This window comes from Kushneria sp. EE4 (genome assembly GCF_977968315.1).
Genome location: NZ_OZ386212.1, coordinates 2,843,158 through 2,860,704, shown reverse-complemented (window position 1 = coordinate 2,860,704; position 17,547 = coordinate 2,843,158). Strand labels below are relative to the sequence as shown.

Sequence of the window (17,547 nt, the reverse complement as noted above, 5' to 3'; positions counted from 1 at the left end):
ACAGGCACAACAGGGCATGCCGGCACCCATCACAAGTGATGTCCATCGACGTCGCCGCGAGCGGCTGATGGCCGAGGTGGCGCCGGACAGCGCCATTCTCGTTCCGGCCGCCACGCTTTCGATGCGCAACAGCGACAGCGACTATCCGTTTCGCCAGGACAGCGACTTCCACTACCTCTGTGGCTTTCCCGAGCCGGAAGCCTGGCTGGTGCTGTTGCCCGGCCGGGAGGCCGGTGAAAGCGTTTTGTTCTGTCAGCCCCGTGACCCGGCCATCGAGACCTGGACGGGCAAACGGGTCGGCCCGCGCCGCGCCGTTGCCGACTACGGGGTGGACGAGGCCTGGCCGCTGGAGGCACGTGACGAGCAGCTGCTGGATCTGCTGGAAGGGCGCCGCACGATTTATCTCTCGCTGGACAATGAGCGGGCGCTGTCGCTGGCTGTCCGGATGCGCGAGGGGCTCAAGGCCCGGGAGCGGCGAGGCCCAAAGGCACCGTCGGCCTACGCCGACATCGACGTCATCCTGCACGAGCATCGCCTGATCAAGTCCGAAGAGGAGCTGGCCCTGATGCGCCGGGCCGGCGAGATCACCGCCCGAGCCCACGTGCGCGCCATGCAGGACGCCCGTCCCGGCATGTTCGAGTATCAGCTTCAGGCAACGCTTGAGCACGCCTTTGTCATGGCAGGTGCCCGGGTGCCGGCCTATGGCACCATCGTGGGCAGCGGAGCCAACGCCTGTATCCTGCACTATACGGAAAACGACGCATCGATGAGCGCCGGTGATCTGGTGCTCATCGATGCCGGTGCCGAATACGCGCTCTACGCCGGCGACATCACGCGTACCTTCCCGGTCAGCGGCCGCTTCAGCGAACCACAGCGCCAGCTCTATGAGATCGTGCTGGGCGCCCAGCAGCGCGCCATCCGTGCCGTACGACCGGGGGCCACGCTCAAGGGCATTCATGAGGGCGCGGTGCGCGATCTGACCGCCGGGCTTGTGGCGCTGGGGCTGGTGGAAGGGCCGGTCGAGACGGCCGTCGAGCAGGGCCACTACAAGCGCTTTTATCTGCACGGCACCTCCCACTGGCTGGGTCTTGATGTTCACGATGTCGGCGCCTATCAGGTCGACGGCGCTTCGCGAGTGCTGGCGCCCGGCATGGTGCTGACCGTCGAACCCGGGCTCTACATTCCCGATGACCCCGACATCGCCGAGCAGTGGCGCGGTATCGGCATTCGCATCGAAGACAACGTGGTCGTCACGGCGCATGGCGGTGACGTGCTGACCGAGGGCGTGCCCAAACGGGTTCGGGAGATCGAGGCACTGATGGCGCAGGAACGCACATGAGCGAGACCCGGGTAGACATTGCCATTATCGGGGGTGGACTGGTGGGCGCCAGCCTGGCCGTGGCGCTGGCGCCGCTGATCGAGCGCCATCGGCTCAGGGTGGCCGTCATCGAGGCCAGCAGTCCGGGCAGCGGCGGCGTTCAGCCCAGTTTTGACGAGCGCTCCAGCGCCATTGCCTACGGCTCCCGCGAGCACTTCGAGGCGCTGGGAATCTGGTCAGCGCTTGCCACGCGTGCCGCCCCCATTCATGACATCGAGGTCAGCCAGCGTGGCGCGATGGGGCGCACGCATCTCTCATCCCGGGATGTGGGCACGCCGTCGCTGGGCTATGTGCTGCCCAACGCCTTTCTGGGTCAGGTGCTCAACGAGCGTCTGGCCGACATGGCGATTGACTGGCACTGTCCGGCGCGGGTCGAGGCCATCACGCCGGCGGTCGACGGCCACCGACTGACGCTGGACAACGGCTGCGCGCTCCACGCCGGGCTGACCGTGCTGGCCGATGGCGGGCGTTCGGGCCTCAAGGCCTCGCTGGGGATCGACACCGACCGGCATGACTACGAGCAGCATGCCCTGATTGCCAACGTCGAGACCGCCTTTGATCATCAGGGCCGGGCGTTCGAACGCTTTACCCGGGAAGGCGCCATGGCGCTGCTGCCGTTGGCACAGCGACGCATGGCGCTGATCTGGACACGCGCCCCGCAGGACATCGAGGCCACCCTGGCCCTCGATGACGACGCCTTTTTGCAGACGCTTCAATCGCACATGGGCAACCGGCTGGGGCGTTTCCAGCGCGTGGGAACGCGTCACGTCTACCCCCTGTCGATGTCGCGTGCCCGCGAACAGAGCCGGCCGCATCTGGCGGTGCTGGGCAATGCGGCACATGCCATTCATCCGGTGGCCGGTCAGGGCTTTAATCTGGCGCTGCGCGGCGTCATGGATCTCGGGGCGGCCATCGAGGCGGCGCTGGAGGCCGGGCGTGCGCCGGGCGAGGCATTGACCATGGCGGATTTCGAGCAGCGCCGTCAGCGCGACCGGGACCTGATCATGCAGGCCAGTGATACGCTGGTGCGCCTTTTCGGACTCGAGCTGCCCGGCATCAGCGGGGCGCGGGGCGCCGCCCTGGGACTTTTCAACCTTGCCACGCCGCTCAAGCGCGCCCTGATTCGTCGCGCCATGGGACTGGCACGTCATTAAACGGGCCACGAGGCATCAATGGCTCGCCAACGGAGTACTTCATGACGTTCGACACCGCGCAGTTTGACATGGCCATCGTCGGCGCCGGGCTGGTCGGTGCCACTCTGGCGTTGGCGCTGGGCCGACAGGGCCACCGCGTGGCCCTGCTGGACGGTGGCGATCTTCAGCCAGGCTGGCAGGCAGCGGAGATCGATGCGCGCGTCAGTGCCATCACGCCGGCCTCACAGCAGTTTCTGACCACTCTGGGCGTCTGGCCGGGCATCGTGCAAAGACGCATCGGCCCCTATGACCGGATGGCGGTATGGGACGGCGAGGGCACCGGGCAGATCGACTTCAGCGCCCGGGAGGTCGGCTGCGAGGTGCTGGGCCATATCATCGAAAACAGTGTCATCCGCGATGCGCTGCTGGAGGCACTCGACGGGTGGGGGAACGTGACGCTCATGCGCCACGCCCGGGTCACGGCGCTGTCCGACGTTGAACACCAAAGGCGCGGTCTCACGCTGGAAGACGGCCGCACCGTCACCGCCGATCTGGTTGTCGGGGCCGATGGCGCCCGTTCACGGATCCGCACGCTGGCAGGGCTGGGACACCGTGAATATGCCACCGGCCAGCGCGCCGTGGTGGCCACGGTATGGCATGAGCATGATCACGAGGCCACGGCGCGCCAGCGCTTCATGGGCACCGGGCCACTGGCATTTTTGCCCCTGAATATCGATGGCCGCCAGAAGACTTCCTCCATTGTGTGGTCGGCCGATACCGAATTTGCCGATGAACTGATGGACATGACGGATGACGCCTTCATGCGGGCGCTCGAGCTGGATTTCGAACATCGACTGGGGCGCATCGAGCGTGTGAGCCGGCGTCACGATTTTGCGCTGGTGCAGCGTCACGCCAGACGCTACATCGATGACAGCGTGGCGCTGGTCGGCGATGCGGCCCACAACATTCACCCGCTGGCCGGACAGGGCGTCAATCTGGGGCTGATGGATGTGGCGGTACTGGCCGAGGAACTGGGTCGGGCCGCCCGGCGCGGGGCACCTGTAGGAGATTGTCGCATCCTGTCGCGCTACGCGCGTCGGCGGCGCGGCGACAATACGGTCATGCTGATGGCGATGGATGCCTTTCGGATCGGCTTTGGCAGTGCCTGGCCGCTGGTGCGCGTGCTGCGCAATCAGGGGCTGACGACCACCGGTCGCTGGCCCTGGGCGCGACGACTCTTGATCGAGCAGGCGATGGGCCAGCGTCATGACCTGCCCGAAAGCATGCGCGCGCCGACGGCGTGAGGGCATGGTAGCGGTGCAAGGATGGGGGGATAGCTGCCAACGGATCGGCATGTTTCATGTGAAACAAAAAAGGCCCGCCGATTCGGCGGGCCTTTTGTCTGCCTTCGGCAATATTATCTGCCGGATTCGGTATTGCTGGGCATGGTGTCGTTGTTGCTGTCGATACCGCCGCCCGGAGAGGTGCCCGTGCTGCCGCCGTTGCCGGTACCTGTCGGGGTTTCGCTGGCCCCCGGCTGTGTCGACATTTCGCCGCCGCCGGTCTGCGAGGCGCCAGCGCTTTGTGACATGTTGCCCTGGCTGGTCTGGCCACCCTGGGACATACCGCTTTGCGAGGCGCCGCTGTTTTCAGGCGCACCGCCGGAGGAAGAGCAGCCGGCTGCCAGCAGAACGGCAGCGGCCAGCGCGCCCATCGTCAGTCCTTTCTTCATGTAGTGATTCTCCTTGTCAAGGCGGATGGCGTTATTGCGTTGCCCCATCAGCGTAGACGTTTTTTACCGATCCGTGGAATCCGGCGTGTTGTCGGTTTGTGAATCGCTGTCGCTCGCGTCTTGTGTGTCGGCGGAGGGCGCCTGTTCATGGCGACGTACGCCGGAGCGCTGGAATACGTTGATGCCGCGCAGCAAATTGAGCGCCTCGCCCAGCTGATAGTCGTCGGCGGCCACGGGGGAGTCGGGCAGTGCCTCCTCATCCTGCTGCTGCTCGCCGCGGGCATTTTGCAGATGGCCGCGCAGATTGGCCTCGCGAATTTCAAACCCGCCCGTTTCAAGCTCCAGCCGGCCACGCTGCACCGTCACATCCGGTTCGATGCCTTCGGCCTGGATGGAGCGCCCGCCCGGGGTGTAATACAGCGCGGTGGTGAGCTTGATGCCGGTGTTGTCATCCATCGGCATGACCGACTGTACCGAGCCCTTGCCGAAGCTTTCGGTGCCCAGCACCACGGCGCGATGATGATCCTGCAGGGCGCCGGCGACGATTTCGGCCGCCGAGGCGCTGCCACCGTTGATCAGAACCACCATGGGCGTCTGCGGCAGGGCCGTGTCGGCGTTCGCCTCGAACTGCATGTCCGAATCCGGCAGGCGCCCCTTCGTGTAGACCACCAGGCCGTTGTCGAGGAAGAGATCCGACACCCTGACGGCGCCATCCAAAAGTCCGCCGGGATTGTTGCGCAGATCCAGAATCACGCCGGAAAGCCCGTTGTCACCGGCCTCCTCCTTGAGGGATGCAATCGCCTCACCCGCCTCTTCGGCGGTGTTGTCCTGGAACTGGCTGATGCGCAGATAGCCATAGCCGGGCGAGAGCATGCGTGAGCTGACGCTGGCGGCCTGAATATTGGCCCGCTCGAGAGTGACGTTGACCGGGGCGTCCTCACCCTCACGCAGCAGGGTCAGGTCGATCTCGCTGCCGGGTTCACCGCGCATCATTTTGACCGCCTCTTCCAGCGACAGGCCATCGGTACTCTGGCCGTCGATCTCGATGATCAGATCCCGCGGCTGCAGGCCCGCTTTCGAGGCCGGCGTGTTGTCGATCGGCGAGATCACCATCAGCCGGTTGTCTTCCTGACCGACCTCGATGCCGATGCCGCCGAACTCGCCTTCGGTCATCTCATGCAGCGTGCGAAAGGCGTCCTCGTCGAGATAGTTCGAGTGCGGGTCGAGCCCCTCCAGCATGCCGCGCATGGCGTTGCGCAAAAGGGTCTGGTCATCGACATCGTCCACGTAGGCCTGCTTGATGCGTTCGAACACCTGCGCCAGCGCCTGAATGTCCTCCAGCGGCAGACTGGCCTGCGAGAGTGCCTCGTCGTCGGCGTCATTGGCCGCGCCGCCTTCGGTATCGACAGGCTGGGCCGGCACGTTTTGAGGCGGGCTCTCCGCCGGTGGCGTATCGGTGGCGGGTTCGGCGGCGGTGGCCGGCAGCGTCAGCAGCAGGGCTGATGACAGGGCAAGCGTTGAGGCGACATGGCGCAGCAACATGCAAACTCCTTCAGCGGGGATGGGCCGGACGCCGGGCGCCCGATACCGTCAATGAGTGGTGCGTGTACCGGCTAGCGCGAGGCCTGCCAGTTCTGCGGATTGATGGTCTTGCCACCGCGACGTACCTCGAAATAGAGCGCCGGGCGCGACAGGCCGCCGGTGTCGCCGACATAGCCCAGCGTGGCGCCGCGTTCCACCCGATCACCGGCGGCCACGGCAAGGCGCTGCTGATGAGCATACAACGACAGTATGCCACCGTGATCGATGATCACCAGATAGCCAAAGCCACGCATCCAGTCGGCAAACACGACCTGACCGCTGGACGCGGCATGGATCGGGGAGCCGGCGGCGGCACTGATCAACACGCCGTTCTTGTTGAGGCCGTCACCGCTGCCGTAGCTTGAGATCACCGAGCCGTTGACCGGCCAGCGCGAGTTGGCAGCGCCGCTGTCGGCCGTGTGGGTCACGCTCGCTCGCGCTTCGGCCTGTCGTTCGGGGGCCGGGTCGGCGCGGCGGGTCGGCACGCTGCGGGCGTTGTCCGGCCGCGCGCTCATCTCGTCGCTGCTCAGGCCGTCCTGCGCGGGTGTCGTCTCCTGCGATTCGGCGTCTCTGCGTGCCTGCTCGCGTCGCTCGGCTTCCCGAGCCTGGCGTTCGCGTTCGGCTCGTTCTTGCGCCTGGCGCTGTTCACGGGCGCGGGCCAGCTGCTGCTCGAGACGGCTGACCATTTTTTCGGCCTCGGCGCGGTCGGACTGAAGCCCTTCCAGGTTGCTTTGACCGCTTTGATAGCGCGCTTCCAGCCGCGCCAGCGCCGTTTCACGCTCGCGGCGCTGCTCATCGAGGGTGCGCTGGCGGCTTTCAAGCTCGCTTTGAAGCTGATCCAGCGTTTGCTGCTGCTCAAGCGTCTGGGCGCGGTTGTCCTGAAGTTGTTCGTTGAGCGATTCAAGACGCGCCAGTTGCTCGGCGCGCGCCTCGTTGAGTCGGTTGAGATAGTGCTGAAAGCGGTCGATCTCGCCGGGGTCCTGATTGTCGAGCAGCAGCTTCAGGCGCGGCTGCTCACCCAGCTTGTACAGCGCCCTGACCTGCTCGGCCAGCGCCTTCTGCTGCGCGTCGCGCTTGAGGGTCAGTGCCTGCTGACGCTGGTCCAGACTGTCCAGCGCCTCGGTGGTTTCATCGCGTGCCTGCGACAGCGTTTCCAGCCGGCGATGGGTCTCGGCCAGCGCCTTTTCGGCCTGCTCGAGCTCCTCGCGGGCGCTGCCGCGCTGGGCATCGGTCTTTTCCAGCTGACGCTGGCTCTGTTCAATGGTCTGGCGAATGCTGTCCAGCTCGGCTTTTGAGGCATCCAGGCTGGCGGCGCCTGCCGGCACCGCCAGTCCCAGGGTCAATGCCAGCAGCCAAAACCGGCCCGCAGGCCGGTGACGTGTGAATGACACCGAAAGGCTCCGATTACTGATGATCGATCAGCACGCGACCGGTCATCTCGTCGGGCCGGGTCTGGCCCATCATGGCCAGAAGCGTTGGCGCGATGTCGCAAAGGCGCCCGCCTTCGGCAAGCGTGGCCTTGCGCTGGCTGACGTAGACCAGCGGCACCTGAAAGGTGGTGTGCGCGGTCTGGGGGTTGCCGGTGTCGGGGTCCACCATCTGCTCGGCGTTGCCGTGATCGGCGGTCACCAGACATTCGCCGCCGGCGCGCTCGATCGCCTCGACCACGCGGCCCAGGCACTCATCGACAGCCTCGATCGCCTTTGTGGCCGCGGCCAGATCGCCACTGTGGCCGACCATGTCACCGTTGGCGTAGTTGCACACCACCAGATCAAAGCGTCCGGAGTCGATCGCCTCGACCAGTTTGTCGGTGACTTCCACCGCGCTCATCTCGGGCTTTTCGTCGTAGGTTTTCACATCCCGCGGCGAGTCGACGAGGATGCGCTCTTCGCCGTCATACTCCGCCTCGCGACCGCCGGAGAAGAAAAACGTCACGTGGGCGTATTTCTCGGTCTCGGCGATGCGCAGCTGGGTCAGCCCCTTTGAAGAGACGTATTCGCCCAGGGTGTTGGGCAGGTCGTTGGGCGGGAAGGCCACCGGCACGCCCAGATCATCGGAGTACTGGGTCATGGCCACAAAGTGGACCTTCGGGGTGCGATCGCGCTTGAAGCCGTCGAAACCCGGGTCAACCAGCGCGTGGGCAATCTCGCGGGCGCGGTCGGCGCGGAAGTTGGCAAACAGCACCGCGTCGCCGTCCTGGATGGTGACCCGATCATCGTCACCCTCGCGCAGGCTGGTGGCGGTGACGAACTCATCGGTTTCATCGCGATCATAGGCGGCCTGAAGGGCGTGCTCGACGTCGTTGTCGACATGCTCGCTCTCGCCGTTGACCACCACCTGCCAGGCGGCTTCGACGCGGTCCCAGCGGTTGTCACGGTCCATGGCGAAAAAGCGCCCGACCATCGAGGCGACGCGGCCCACGCCCATCTGTCGCAGCAGGGCATCGGCGCGCAGCAGGCTGTCCAGCGCGCTTTGGGGCGCGGTGTCACGGCCGTCGAGGAAGGCGTGGATATAGACCTTTTTCGCGCCGCGCGCCTGGGCCAGTTCCGCCAATGCCAGCACGTGATCTTCATGGCTGTGAACGCCGCCCGGTGAGAGCAGCCCCAGCACGTGAACGGCACGATCATCGCCGACGGCCTGGTCGATGGCCTCGGTCAGGGCGGTGTTGTCGCCCAGCTCGTTGTCACGAATCGCCTTCGAGATGCGCGTCAGGCTCTGATAGACGACGCGCCCGGCGCCCAGGTTCATGTGGCCGACCTCGGAGTTGCCCATCTGACCTTCGGGCAGCCCGACGTTTTCACCGTCGGTGTTGATCAGGGTGTGGGCGTAGTCTTTTTGCAGCCGGTCCATGACCGGGGTGTTGGCGGCGGCCACGGCGTTGTTGGCCGATTCCGGATTGTGGCCGTAGCCATCAAGAATCAGCAGGGCGACGGGACGTGGTTGCGATGTGGACATGATTTCGCCTCGGGAACACGTACATGTAAGCCCCGATACCGGGCCGGCGCTGCCGACGTGTCATCACGCGGCAAGGGGCGCTATCAGGGCGTCGAAATGGTCATCATCATAACCCAGCCGATGCATGCCAGCATTGATCATCGGGGACGGACGACGGCCGGGTGCTTGTGTATACTGGGCGCGCGCCGGATTCCAGCTGCCGAGCGGCTTCCCCGAACTCGCAGGGTAGACCAGGCATGACCGCGCGCCGAGCCATTTTAAACAACCAGGGTCAAGATATTTCCATGATCGATCAGCTGCTGGAGTTTGCCCAGAATCACCCCTTGCTGGTAGGTGCCTTTGTTGTGGTATTGCTGGCCTGGCTGGCCTTTGAATCCAGGCGCAGTGCGACCGGCGGTGTCAGCAGCGGTGAGGCGACCAGCCTGATCAACCGCGAGGATGCCATGGTCCTTGATATCCGCGAGATCAAGGAGTTCAAGGCAGGCCATATCGCCGGTGCGGTCAACGTGCCTGCCGCCAAGCTTGACAACAGCATGCAGCGCCTTGAAAAGCACAAGGACAAGCCGATCATCGTGGTGGACAAGATGGGTCAGCACGGTGGCGCCGTCGTCACGAAACTGCAAAAGGCCGGCTACAGCGGCGCTCGTCGACTCAAGGGCGGTCATTCACAGTGGGTGGCCGATGGTCTGCCCGTTGTGACACGCTGATGTAACCTCTTCAAGCGATGGTTGCTCCTTGTCTGGAGCAACAGTTATTACTTACTCACCGATCGGGAAACGAGCATGTCAGAGAACAACGCCACCAGTGAGCAGGCCAATATCCAGTTCGCGCTGCAGCGCATCTACGTCAAGGACATCTCCTTTGAGGCGCCCAACTCGCCGGCGATCTTCCAGCAGCAGTTCAAGCCGCGGGTCAAGCTTGACGTCGACAACGATCACAAGCAGATCAGTGACGGTGTCTATGAGGTCAGCGTGCGCGTGACCGCTCACGTCTACAACGGTGACGAAGAGTCCACGGCCTTTCTCGCCGAAGTCCAGCAGGCGGGGCTGTTTGCCATCTCGGGGCTCAGCGATGCCCAGCTCGATCACACGCTCGGTGCCTTCTGCCCCAACGTGCTCTTTCCCTACGCGCGTGAGTGCATCGACAACCTGGTCGGCCGCGGCACCTTCCCGGCGCTGATGCTCTCGCCGGTCAACTTCGATGCCATCTATGCCCAGAAGCAGCAGGGCACCCAGCAGGCCGACGCCTGATGTCCGGCGGCGGCGAGTAATCCCATGCGCATTTATGTCCCTCAAGCGCTCAGACCCGGTGCCACGATAAGACTGCCCGACGCCGCCGCCCATCACGTGGCGCGCGTCATGCGCCGCCGTGAAGGTGACGCGCTGGCGCTTTTTGACGGCAAGGGCAGCGAAGTGAAGGCTCACATCGCCGCGATTTCCAAGCGTGGTGATGTGCAGGTCACCGTTGGGGAGCGTCAGACGGCGCTGCCCGAATCCGGGCTTGCCGTGCATCTGGGACTGGCGGTGGGCAAGGGCGATCGCATGGATTTCGCCGTCCAGAAGGCGGTCGAGCTGGGTGTGGCTGCGATCACCCCGCTCTACACCCACCATGGCGATGTCCGGCTCAAAAACGAGCGCGCGCAGAAAAAACGCGATCACTGGCAGGCCGTGGCCGTCAGCGCCTGCGAGCAGAGCCGACGCGCTACCGTGCCGGTGATTTATCCGCCCATCGGCCTTGATGAGTGGCTGGACGCGCGCGATGAAACACTCCGGCTGGTGCTTCATCCCTATGAGGCCGGTGCGCTGCCGGAGACCGAGGAGGCGCCTGCCAGCGCCGCACTGCTGGTCGGCCCCGAGGGCGGACTCAGTGATGACGAAGTCGCCCGCGCCCATGCGCACGGCTTTCACGCCTGGATCATCGGCCCGCGCATCCTGCGCATGGAGACAGCGCCGATCGTGGCGCTGTCGCTTTTGCAGGCCCGCTACGGGGATCTCTGATCCCCTGTTGTCCCGGCACCTTCGAACACTTCCTGCCCGTACATCGCTGTCGCTCGCATCACATTTTTGGCCTGAAGGGCTGGCGCACCGCGGGATAATGCGTCGACGGCATTGGACATTCGTCTGACGCTCGTCTGAACTGTCAGAACCTCGCATTCTTTTACCGCCCGTACGCCGGTCATGATTCATGACGCGGCGTGCGGGCGCTGCCATCACAGGGAGACGTGAACATGGCCGACTATAGTGTTGCCGACATGCTGGTACGCACGCTGGCCCAGGCCGGCGTGCAAAACATCTGGGGGCTGCCGGGTGACTCGCTCAACGGCCTGACCGAAAGCCTGCGCCGGCAGGAAGCCATTACCTGGCGTGGCGTGCGCCATGAAGAGGTGGCCGCACTCGCCGCCAGCGGTGAGGCCGAGGCGCGCGATGGACTGACCGTCTGTGCCGGCTCCTGCGGGCCCGGCAATACGCACCTGATCAACGGCCTTTTCGAGGCCCAGCGGGCGAAAACGCCGATGCTGGCCATCGCCGCCCAGATTCCGTCCAGCGAAGTGGGACTGGGCTACTTTCAGGAGACCCACCCGGAGCAGCTGTTCAAGGAGTGCAGCGACTACTGTGAGCTGATCTCCAATCCGGCTCAGGCACAGCGCGTGATTGAAACCGCCATGCGCACGGCGATTCTCGAAAAGAGCGTGGCGGTGATCGTTATTTCCGGCGACGTGGCGCTGTCACCGGCCGTCGAGCAGAAGATGCAGTGGAGTGCGCCGGTGGCCCCGGTCTCGGTGCCCCCCGAGCCCGAGCTCGATGAGCTGGCCGAGCTGCTCAACGACAGCAAACAGGTGGCGATGCTCTGCGGGGCGGGCTGCGCCGGCGCCCATGATGAGGTGATCGCGCTGGCCGAGCGGCTAAAGGCACCCATCGTGCATGCGCTGCGCGGCAAGTCATACCTTGAGTACGACAATCCCTACGATGTCGGCATGACCGGGCTGATCGGCTTCAGCTCGGGCTATCACGCGCTCAAGGAGTGCGATTTTCTGATCATGCTGGGGACCAATTTCCCCTATCGCGACTTTTTCCCCGAGCACGGGCGCATCGTGCAGATCGATCTGCGCCCGGGGCATCTGGGCCGGCGCAGTACGCTGCTCAAGGGGCTGGTGGGTGATGTGAAGGCAAGTCTTGAAGCCCTGCTGCCGCGTCTCGAGGAAAAAACCGATCGCAGCTTTCTCGACAAGTCCCAGGCCCACTATCAAAAGGCCCGTGAAGACCTGGACGAACTGGCCGTGCCCGATGATGAGGGCAAGCCGCTGCATCCGCAGTATCTGACCGCTCGCGTCAGTGCGCTGGCCGCCGAGGACGCCTGGTTTACCGCCGAAGTGGGCACGCCCACCGTCTGGGCGGCGCGCTATCTGAAGATGAACGGCCAGCGGCGTCTCACCGGCTCGTTCATGCACGGCTCGATGGCCACCGCCATGCCTCAGGCAATGGGCGCTCAGGCCGCCATGCCCGGACGTCAGGTGATATCGCTGTCTGGTGATGGTGGCATCAACATGCTGATGGGCGATCTGATGACGCTGGCCGAGCAGAAGCTGCCGGTCAAGGTGATTATCTACAACAACTCGACCTTCGGTTTCGTGGCAATGGAGATGAAGGCGGCCGGCTATGTGGATGAGGTCACCAATCTGCCCGGCACCGACTACGCCCGTCTGGCCGAGGCGATGGGCATCAAGGGGCTGACGGTCTCGGGCTCCGAACAGCTCGACGGCGCGCTGGAGGAAGCCTTTGCCCATGATGGGCCGGTCGTCGTTGATGTGAAGGTGGCCAAACAGGAGCTGTCCATGCCGCCGACCATCGAGGCCGCCCAGGCGAAGGGTTTTAGTCTCTACATGCTGCGCGCGGTGATGAGCGGGCGCGGCGACGAGGTCATGGACCTGGCCGAGACCAACTGGCTCAGCCGACTGGGCCGCAAAAAGTAGCGTCAAAGCGATAGTGAGTGCTTGCTGACGCTCAGGCGTCAGACGCTAAAAAGCCCCGGCCATGCCGGGGCTTTTTTTGCGCCTTTCAGAGGCCGGTGATCAGCTTTTCTCGTCGATCAGCTGCTGACGCGCCTGGCGCTGGCGCTCTTCCGGATACGTCGGGAAGTCCACGTAGCCGCGAGCGTCACCGCCGTAGAAGGTGGACGGGTCGAACTCGGCCAGCGGCCAGCCGTTTTTCATGCGCTCGACCAGATCCGGGTTCGAGGTATAAAGGCGCCCGAACACCGGCAGGTCGATGGTGCCGTCATTGACCAGCTTCTCGGCCTCGGCCTGATCCAGGTTGCCGGCCAGCAGCAGATTGCCCTCGTAGACCTCGCGAAAACGCTTGAGATAGTCGCGCGGCATCGGCGCCATGCCCTGACCGCCCTGGTCGTGCAGGTGCACATAGGACAGCCCGCGCTTGTTGAATTCGCGCGCCAGATGCAGATAGGTCTCGCCGTTGTCGTCGTATTCCGGCATGTCAAAGAGTGTGCCGTGCGGCGACAGGCGCACGCCAACGCGATGGGCGCCGATCAGCTTGCTGACCTCATCGACGACTTCGATGAGCAAACGGCAGCGGTTTTCCCGCGAGCCGCCGTACTGGTCATCCCGGTCGTTGACGCCCGGGTTCAAAAACTGCTCGAAGAGATAGCCGTTGGCGCCGTGAATCTCGACGCCGTCAAAGCCGGCCTCGCGCGAATTGACAGCGGCCCGGGCAAAATCGCGCACGATATCGCGCACCTCATCGGTGTCGAGCCGGCGCGGGGTGCTGGCATTGAGCATATCGGGCGTGCCCTGCTCGTTATAGCCAAAGGCCATGCCGCCGGGCTGCTCGCTCGGGCCGACCGGTGACGCCCCGGCCAGCTGGACGGTGGTGTGCGATACGCGCCCGACATGCCAGATCTGGGCGAAGAAGACGCCGCCGCGCTCATGAACGGCCCGCGTGGCCTTTTGCCAGCCCGCGATCTGATCCGGGCCAAAAATGCCCGGGTTGTAGAGATAGCCCGTACCCTGACGCGAGACCGGCGTCCCCTCGGAGATGATCAGCCCGGCGCTGGCGCGCTGGCGGTAGTAGAGCGCGCCCATCTCGGTGGGGATGTCGTCAGGGGCGCGCGAACGGGTCATGGGCGCCATGACCACGCGATTGTCGAGTTGAATGCCGGCCAGATCAAAGCGTTCAAAAAGTGATGACATGAAAATCCTCTCTGCAAAACGTCTGAACACCGTGGTTCAGCGATGGCTTGTTCCACGAAAGTCTAGTCGGTCATTGGCGTGATCCTGATAGTTTCCAATCATGCCCGCGATTGGAAAGAACAACCCGGCCAGCAGCAAAGCAGCGGGTTCGGCCATGGTCGAAGAATGAGGCTTGCGTCATACTGATGGGATGGACGGCTGCCACAACATCACACGGCCGTGTTCTGGAGTTTTAAATGAGTGAACGTGCATTGAAGATCGCGGTAGTCATGGATCCCATCGCCGACATCGCCTGGAAAAAGGACTCGACGCTGGCAATGCTGTGGGCGGCCAAACGCCGCGGCCATACGCTTTTCTATCTCGAACCGGGGGATCTTTATCTCAAGGACGGGCGCGCCATGGGGCGTCTGCGTGCGCTGGACGTGTTCGAAAACGATCCCGAGCACTACTACACCCTGGGGGAGGTCAAGGCCGGGCCGCTGGCCGATATGGACGCCATCCTGATGCGTCAGGACCCGCCGGTGGACGTCAACTTTACCAACGCCGTGCAGCTTCTGGGCTTTGCCGAGCGTGAAGGCGTGCTGGTGGTCAATCCGACCCAGGCGCTTTTGACCTGCAACGAAAAGCTATACGCCCAGCAGTTTCCCCAGTGTCTGGTGCCCAGCGTGGTCTCCTGCAACGACCGCGTGCTGCGCGAGTTTCACGCCGAACACGGCGACACCATCTTCAAGCCGCTGGATGGGATGGGCGGCACCGGCATCTTTCATATCGCCCCGGATGGTCGCAACATCGGTGCGGTTATCGAGCAGCTGACCCAGCGCGGCACCGAGCAGATCATGGCGCAGCGCTACATTCCCGAGATCAAGCAGGGCGATACCCGGATTCTTTTGATCGACGGTGAGCCGGTGCCGTATGGACTGGCGCGGATTCCGTCGGCCGGTGAAGTACGCGGCAACCTGGCCGCCGGCGGCCGGGGTGAGGCGCGCGAGCTGACCGATCGCGACTACTGGCTGGTCGATCAGGTCAAGGACTCCATCAAGGCGCTGGGGCTGATCTTTGTCGGCCTTGATGTCATCGGCGACTACATCACTGAAATCAACGTCACCAGCCCCACCTGCGTGCGCGAAATCGATGCCCAGAAGGGCACGGATATCGCCGGTCTGCTGATGGACGCCATCGAGCAGCGTTTCGCCTCGTGAGGTGTTGACGTCACGCTGGCCCGCCAGTGTTACCATGACCTCATCAATTGCTTTCGACGGACAGGTGGCGGCGGGTGCCGTCATGTCATGATCCGTCGATCCGCGCCTCCGCCACGGGCGGAGGCGCCTGCCTGCGTTACTATCCGGGAGGCCCATGCAAGGCTTGCGCGATCACTTTCTCATGGCGATGCCCCATCTTGAAGACGAAAACTTCGCGGGCTCGCTGACCTATATCTGCGATCACGATGACAACGGCACGCTGGGCCTCAAGCTCAATCAGCCCATGGAGCTGACGCTGGAGGCGCTGTTCGAGCAGCTCGAGATTGACGCCAGCGAGTGTCCGTCGCTGGAAACGCCGGTGCTTAACGGCGGTCCCGTGCATCGCGAGCGCGGCTTTATCCTGCACGCCGGCAGCCCCGAGCACTGGGATTCCAGCATTCGCACCGGGGAAAACCGGGCGCTGACCACGTCAATGGACATCCTGCACGCCATTGCCGCCGGCAAGGGCCCCGAGCAGTTTCTGATCTGTCTGGGCTGCGTGGGCTGGGAGCCCGACCAGCTGGCCCAGGAGGTCAAGGACAACACCTGGCTGACCGTGGAGGCCAGCGACGAGGTGCTCTTTCGCACGCCCGCCCCGGCCCGGCTGGAAACCGCTGCAGGCCATCTGGGCGTGGATCTGAGCCTGCTGTCGCGCGAGGCCGGTCATGGCTGACGCGCCGGGCCAGCGGCTGGTGCTGGCCTTTGATTTCGGCGTGCGCCGCATCGGTGTGGCCGTGGGCAACGAACTGCTGGGCAGCGCCACGGCCATCGATCCGCTGACGGCGCGCGACGGCATTCCCGACTGGAACGTGATCGCGCGTCTGATCGATGAGTGGCAGCCCGACCTGTTTGTGGTGGGGCTGCCGCTGAACATGGACGACAGCGAATCCGAGATGAGCCTGCGCGCGCGCAAGTTCGGCAAGCGGCTGCACGGGCGCTTTGGTCAACCGCTTGAAATGTTTGATGAGCGCGGCACCACCCGCGCGGCCAAGGCCATTGCCCGCGAGGAAGGCCACCGCGGCAACTACCGCGACCATGGCGTGGACGGCATTGCTGCCGAACTGATTCTGAGTGGCTGGTTCGAACAGCAGGCCGGCGGCGCGCGGCTTGATATCCCCGCACCGCGCTGAAGCCTGAACACGATTTCGTAGAGTAAGTGGGCGCTTACTTCAGAGCGGCCAGATTGCCATCATCCACGCCCACCTGGTGTGGCGGCTGCCAGCCCACGTCGCGCAGATCGCGATCAAACGTCTCGTCCACGCCCATCAGCGTGGCAAAGATCGCCATGCGTACCGGAATGCCGTTGTCGGTCTGGCGAAAGATCGCCAGTCGCGGGTCGCCGTTGAGATCGACGTTAAGGTCGTTCGCCCCGGGACGGCTGTCGCGTGGCAGCGGATGCATGGCGATGGTATGCGTGCTGCAGCGCTGATTCAGAAAGGCTCGGTCCACGCTGAAATCGCTGGACAGGCTGAACCCTTCCACCATCTCCTGGGTAAAGCGCTCCTTCTGGATGCGCGTGGCATAGACCACGTCCACATCGCTGTAATCCGCCTGCAGCGTGTCGCGCTGATGGACCCGGTGACCGGCGTTTTCGGCCCGGTCGATCAGATCAGACGGCATCTCGAGCCCCGGCGGCGACACCAGCGTGATCTGCATCGGCGGATAAAGCGACAACAGCTTCAAAAGCGAGTGCACGGTGCGCCCGTATTTGAGATCACCGGTCAACAGCAGGTGCGCGCCGGGCAGTGCCTTGTCGAGGCGCTCGAACTCCTTGCGGATGGTATAGAGATCCAGCAGCGCCTGGCTTGGGTGCTCGCCCGGGCCGTCGCCACCGTTGATGACCGGCACATGGGTCGCCGCGGCAAACTCGGCCACCGAGCCCAGGTCCGGGTGGCGCATGACGATGGCATCGACATAGCCGCTGATCACGCGGCTGGTGTCATAGAGTGACTCGCCCTTGGCCATCGACGAGAAGGTAAAGCCGGTGGTGTCACAGACGCTGCCACCCAGCCGGCTGAACGCCGAGTGAAAGCTCATGCGCGTGCGGGTACTGGCCTCGAAAAAGAGATTGCCCAGCACGGCGCCCTCCAGCACCCGCGTAATCTTCTGGCGCTGGGCGATGGGCTCCATGCGCCGCGCCACGTGAAAGAGGTGATCGACGTAGTCGCGGGAAAGGTGATCAACGGACAACAGATGGGCACTCATGGCACTCGCCTCTGGCTGGGAGGAGTAAAGCCACACAGGCAGGCTGTGGGGCGCAAACGTGCGCCAGTGTAGCGCGACACGCCCTGTCCTTCATTCGGGGATAACCGGGGACAGAGAGGGTG

The 17,547-nt window shown here is 64.4% G+C and carries 16 protein-coding genes; 10 read left to right on the top strand and 6 right to left on the bottom strand.

Annotated elements, in window-relative coordinates; all coding sequences use genetic code 11:
* The first annotated feature begins 16 nt into the window (after positions 1-16).
* The 3 genes from pepP to ACXMYO_RS12965 are packed head-to-tail and all read left to right on the top strand — an operon-like array spanning position 17 to position 3,815.
* Positions 17-1,339: a Xaa-Pro aminopeptidase gene (pepP, locus tag ACXMYO_RS12975; protein ID WP_457809491.1), complete on the top strand. Its 1,323-nt coding sequence runs from the start codon at positions 17-19 to the stop codon at positions 1,337-1,339.
* A complete protein-coding gene (gene ubiH / locus ACXMYO_RS12970; RefSeq protein ID WP_438765191.1) occupies positions 1,336-2,532 on the top strand; it encodes a 2-octaprenyl-6-methoxyphenyl hydroxylase in 1,197 nt (398 codons plus the stop codon). Before pepP ends, ubiH begins: the two co-directional genes overlap by 4 nt.
* 41 nt (positions 2,533-2,573) lie before the next feature.
* Complete coding sequence (locus ACXMYO_RS12965) at positions 2,574-3,815, top strand: UbiH/UbiF/VisC/COQ6 family ubiquinone biosynthesis hydroxylase (RefSeq protein WP_457809018.1); 1,242 nt, start codon at positions 2,574-2,576, stop codon at positions 3,813-3,815.
* Positions 3,816-3,928: 113 nt separating this feature from the next.
* On the opposite strand, the gene ACXMYO_RS12960 is transcribed toward ACXMYO_RS12965, so the two are convergent.
* From ACXMYO_RS12960 to gpmI, 4 genes are all read right to left on the bottom strand, one after another.
* Positions 3,929-4,243: a hypothetical protein gene (locus ACXMYO_RS12960; protein WP_457809017.1), complete on the bottom strand. Its 315-nt coding sequence runs from the start codon at positions 4,241-4,243 to the stop codon at positions 3,929-3,931.
* A 63-nt stretch (positions 4,244-4,306) separates the two neighbouring features.
* Positions 4,307-5,785: a S41 family peptidase gene (locus ACXMYO_RS12955; protein WP_457809016.1), complete on the bottom strand. Its 1,479-nt coding sequence runs from the start codon at positions 5,783-5,785 to the stop codon at positions 4,307-4,309.
* A 71-nt stretch (positions 5,786-5,856) separates the two neighbouring features.
* Complete coding sequence (locus tag ACXMYO_RS12950; protein WP_457809015.1) at positions 5,857-7,215, bottom strand: peptidoglycan DD-metalloendopeptidase family protein; 1,359 nt, start codon at positions 7,213-7,215, stop codon at positions 5,857-5,859.
* A gap of 13 nt (positions 7,216-7,228) precedes the next feature.
* Positions 7,229-8,779 carry a 2,3-bisphosphoglycerate-independent phosphoglycerate mutase gene (gene gpmI, locus ACXMYO_RS12945; protein ID WP_457809014.1) on the bottom strand — a complete coding sequence of 517 codons (1,551 nt, stop codon included), beginning with the start codon at positions 8,777-8,779 and terminating at the stop codon, positions 7,229-7,231.
* A 284-nt stretch (positions 8,780-9,063) separates the two neighbouring features.
* On the opposite strand from gpmI, the gene ACXMYO_RS12940 reads away from it, so the two are divergent.
* From ACXMYO_RS12940 to poxB, 4 genes are all read left to right on the top strand, one after another.
* Entirely contained in the window at positions 9,064-9,486 is a 423-nt protein-coding gene (locus ACXMYO_RS12940; protein WP_438765185.1) for a rhodanese-like domain-containing protein, read from the top strand.
* Between the two features lie 75 nt (positions 9,487-9,561).
* Entirely contained in the window at positions 9,562-10,029 is a 468-nt protein-coding gene (gene secB / locus ACXMYO_RS12935) for a protein-export chaperone SecB (RefSeq protein ID WP_438765184.1), read from the top strand.
* Positions 10,030-10,053: 24 nt separating this feature from the next.
* Positions 10,054-10,776 (top strand): 16S rRNA (uracil(1498)-N(3))-methyltransferase, encoded by a 723-nt coding sequence (locus ACXMYO_RS12930; RefSeq protein ID WP_457809013.1) that lies wholly within the window; start codon positions 10,054-10,056, stop codon positions 10,774-10,776.
* Positions 10,777-11,006: 230 nt separating this feature from the next.
* The gene (poxB, locus tag ACXMYO_RS12925; RefSeq protein WP_457809012.1) at positions 11,007-12,749 is read left to right on the top strand and encodes a ubiquinone-dependent pyruvate dehydrogenase; all 1,743 of its coding nucleotides are present in this window, start codon (positions 11,007-11,009) and stop codon (positions 12,747-12,749) included.
* A gap of 99 nt (positions 12,750-12,848) precedes the next feature.
* Here poxB and ACXMYO_RS12920 read toward each other — a convergent pair whose 3' ends face one another.
* The gene (locus ACXMYO_RS12920; RefSeq protein ID WP_457809011.1) at positions 12,849-13,982 is read right to left on the bottom strand and encodes an alkene reductase; all 1,134 of its coding nucleotides are present in this window, start codon (positions 13,980-13,982) and stop codon (positions 12,849-12,851) included.
* A 236-nt stretch (positions 13,983-14,218) separates the two neighbouring features.
* Between ACXMYO_RS12920 and gshB the strand changes: the two genes are divergently transcribed.
* The 3 genes from gshB (at position 14,219) to ruvX (ending at position 16,350) form a co-directional block, all read left to right on the top strand.
* Positions 14,219-15,181 carry a glutathione synthase gene (gene gshB / locus ACXMYO_RS12915; protein WP_457809010.1) on the top strand — a complete coding sequence of 321 codons (963 nt, stop codon included), beginning with the start codon at positions 14,219-14,221 and terminating at the stop codon, positions 15,179-15,181.
* Positions 15,182-15,335: 154 nt separating this feature from the next.
* Positions 15,336-15,893 carry a YqgE/AlgH family protein gene (locus ACXMYO_RS12910; protein ID WP_438765178.1) on the top strand — a complete coding sequence of 186 codons (558 nt, stop codon included), beginning with the start codon at positions 15,336-15,338 and terminating at the stop codon, positions 15,891-15,893.
* Positions 15,886-16,350: a Holliday junction resolvase RuvX gene (ruvX, locus tag ACXMYO_RS12905; protein ID WP_438765177.1), complete on the top strand. Its 465-nt coding sequence runs from the start codon at positions 15,886-15,888 to the stop codon at positions 16,348-16,350. The genes ACXMYO_RS12910 and ruvX overlap by 8 nt, the downstream gene beginning before the upstream one ends.
* Before the next feature lie 34 nt (positions 16,351-16,384).
* Here ruvX and pyrB read toward each other — a convergent pair whose 3' ends face one another.
* Positions 16,385-17,425 carry an aspartate carbamoyltransferase gene (gene pyrB / locus ACXMYO_RS12900; protein WP_457809009.1) on the bottom strand — a complete coding sequence of 347 codons (1,041 nt, stop codon included), beginning with the start codon at positions 17,423-17,425 and terminating at the stop codon, positions 16,385-16,387.
* Positions 17,426-17,547: the final 122 nt, after the last annotated feature.

What these genes read in the sequence shown, in the direction of transcription:
- pepP (WP_457809491.1), top strand. Translation starts at nt 17, where the DNA reads ATGCCGGCACCCATCACAAGTGATGTCCATCGACGTCGCCGCGAGCGG.
- ubiH (WP_438765191.1), top strand. Translation starts at nt 1,336, where the DNA reads ATGAGCGAGACCCGGGTAGACATTGCCATTATCGGGGGTGGACTGGTG.
- ACXMYO_RS12965 (WP_457809018.1), top strand. Translation starts at nt 2,574, where the DNA reads ATGACGTTCGACACCGCGCAGTTTGACATGGCCATCGTCGGCGCCGGG.
- ACXMYO_RS12960 (WP_457809017.1), bottom strand. Translation starts at nt 4,243, where the DNA reads ATGAAGAAAGGACTGACGATGGGCGCGCTGGCCGCTGCCGTTCTGCTG.
- ACXMYO_RS12955 (WP_457809016.1), bottom strand. Translation starts at nt 5,785, where the DNA reads ATGTTGCTGCGCCATGTCGCCTCAACGCTTGCCCTGTCATCAGCCCTG.
- gpmI (WP_457809014.1), bottom strand. Translation starts at nt 8,779, where the DNA reads ATGTCCACATCGCAACCACGTCCCGTCGCCCTGCTGATTCTTGATGGC.
- ACXMYO_RS12940 (WP_438765185.1), top strand. Translation starts at nt 9,064, where the DNA reads ATGATCGATCAGCTGCTGGAGTTTGCCCAGAATCACCCCTTGCTGGTA.
- secB (WP_438765184.1), top strand. Translation starts at nt 9,562, where the DNA reads ATGTCAGAGAACAACGCCACCAGTGAGCAGGCCAATATCCAGTTCGCG.
- ACXMYO_RS12930 (WP_457809013.1), top strand. Translation starts at nt 10,054, where the DNA reads ATGCGCATTTATGTCCCTCAAGCGCTCAGACCCGGTGCCACGATAAGA.
- poxB (WP_457809012.1), top strand. Translation starts at nt 11,007, where the DNA reads ATGGCCGACTATAGTGTTGCCGACATGCTGGTACGCACGCTGGCCCAG.
- ACXMYO_RS12920 (WP_457809011.1), bottom strand. Translation starts at nt 13,982, where the DNA reads ATGTCATCACTTTTTGAACGCTTTGATCTGGCCGGCATTCAACTCGAC.
- gshB (WP_457809010.1), top strand. Translation starts at nt 14,219, where the DNA reads ATGAGTGAACGTGCATTGAAGATCGCGGTAGTCATGGATCCCATCGCC.
- ACXMYO_RS12910 (WP_438765178.1), top strand. Translation starts at nt 15,336, where the DNA reads ATGCAAGGCTTGCGCGATCACTTTCTCATGGCGATGCCCCATCTTGAA.
- ruvX (WP_438765177.1), top strand. Translation starts at nt 15,886, where the DNA reads ATGGCTGACGCGCCGGGCCAGCGGCTGGTGCTGGCCTTTGATTTCGGC.
- pyrB (WP_457809009.1), bottom strand. Translation starts at nt 17,425, where the DNA reads ATGAGTGCCCATCTGTTGTCCGTTGATCACCTTTCCCGCGACTACGTC.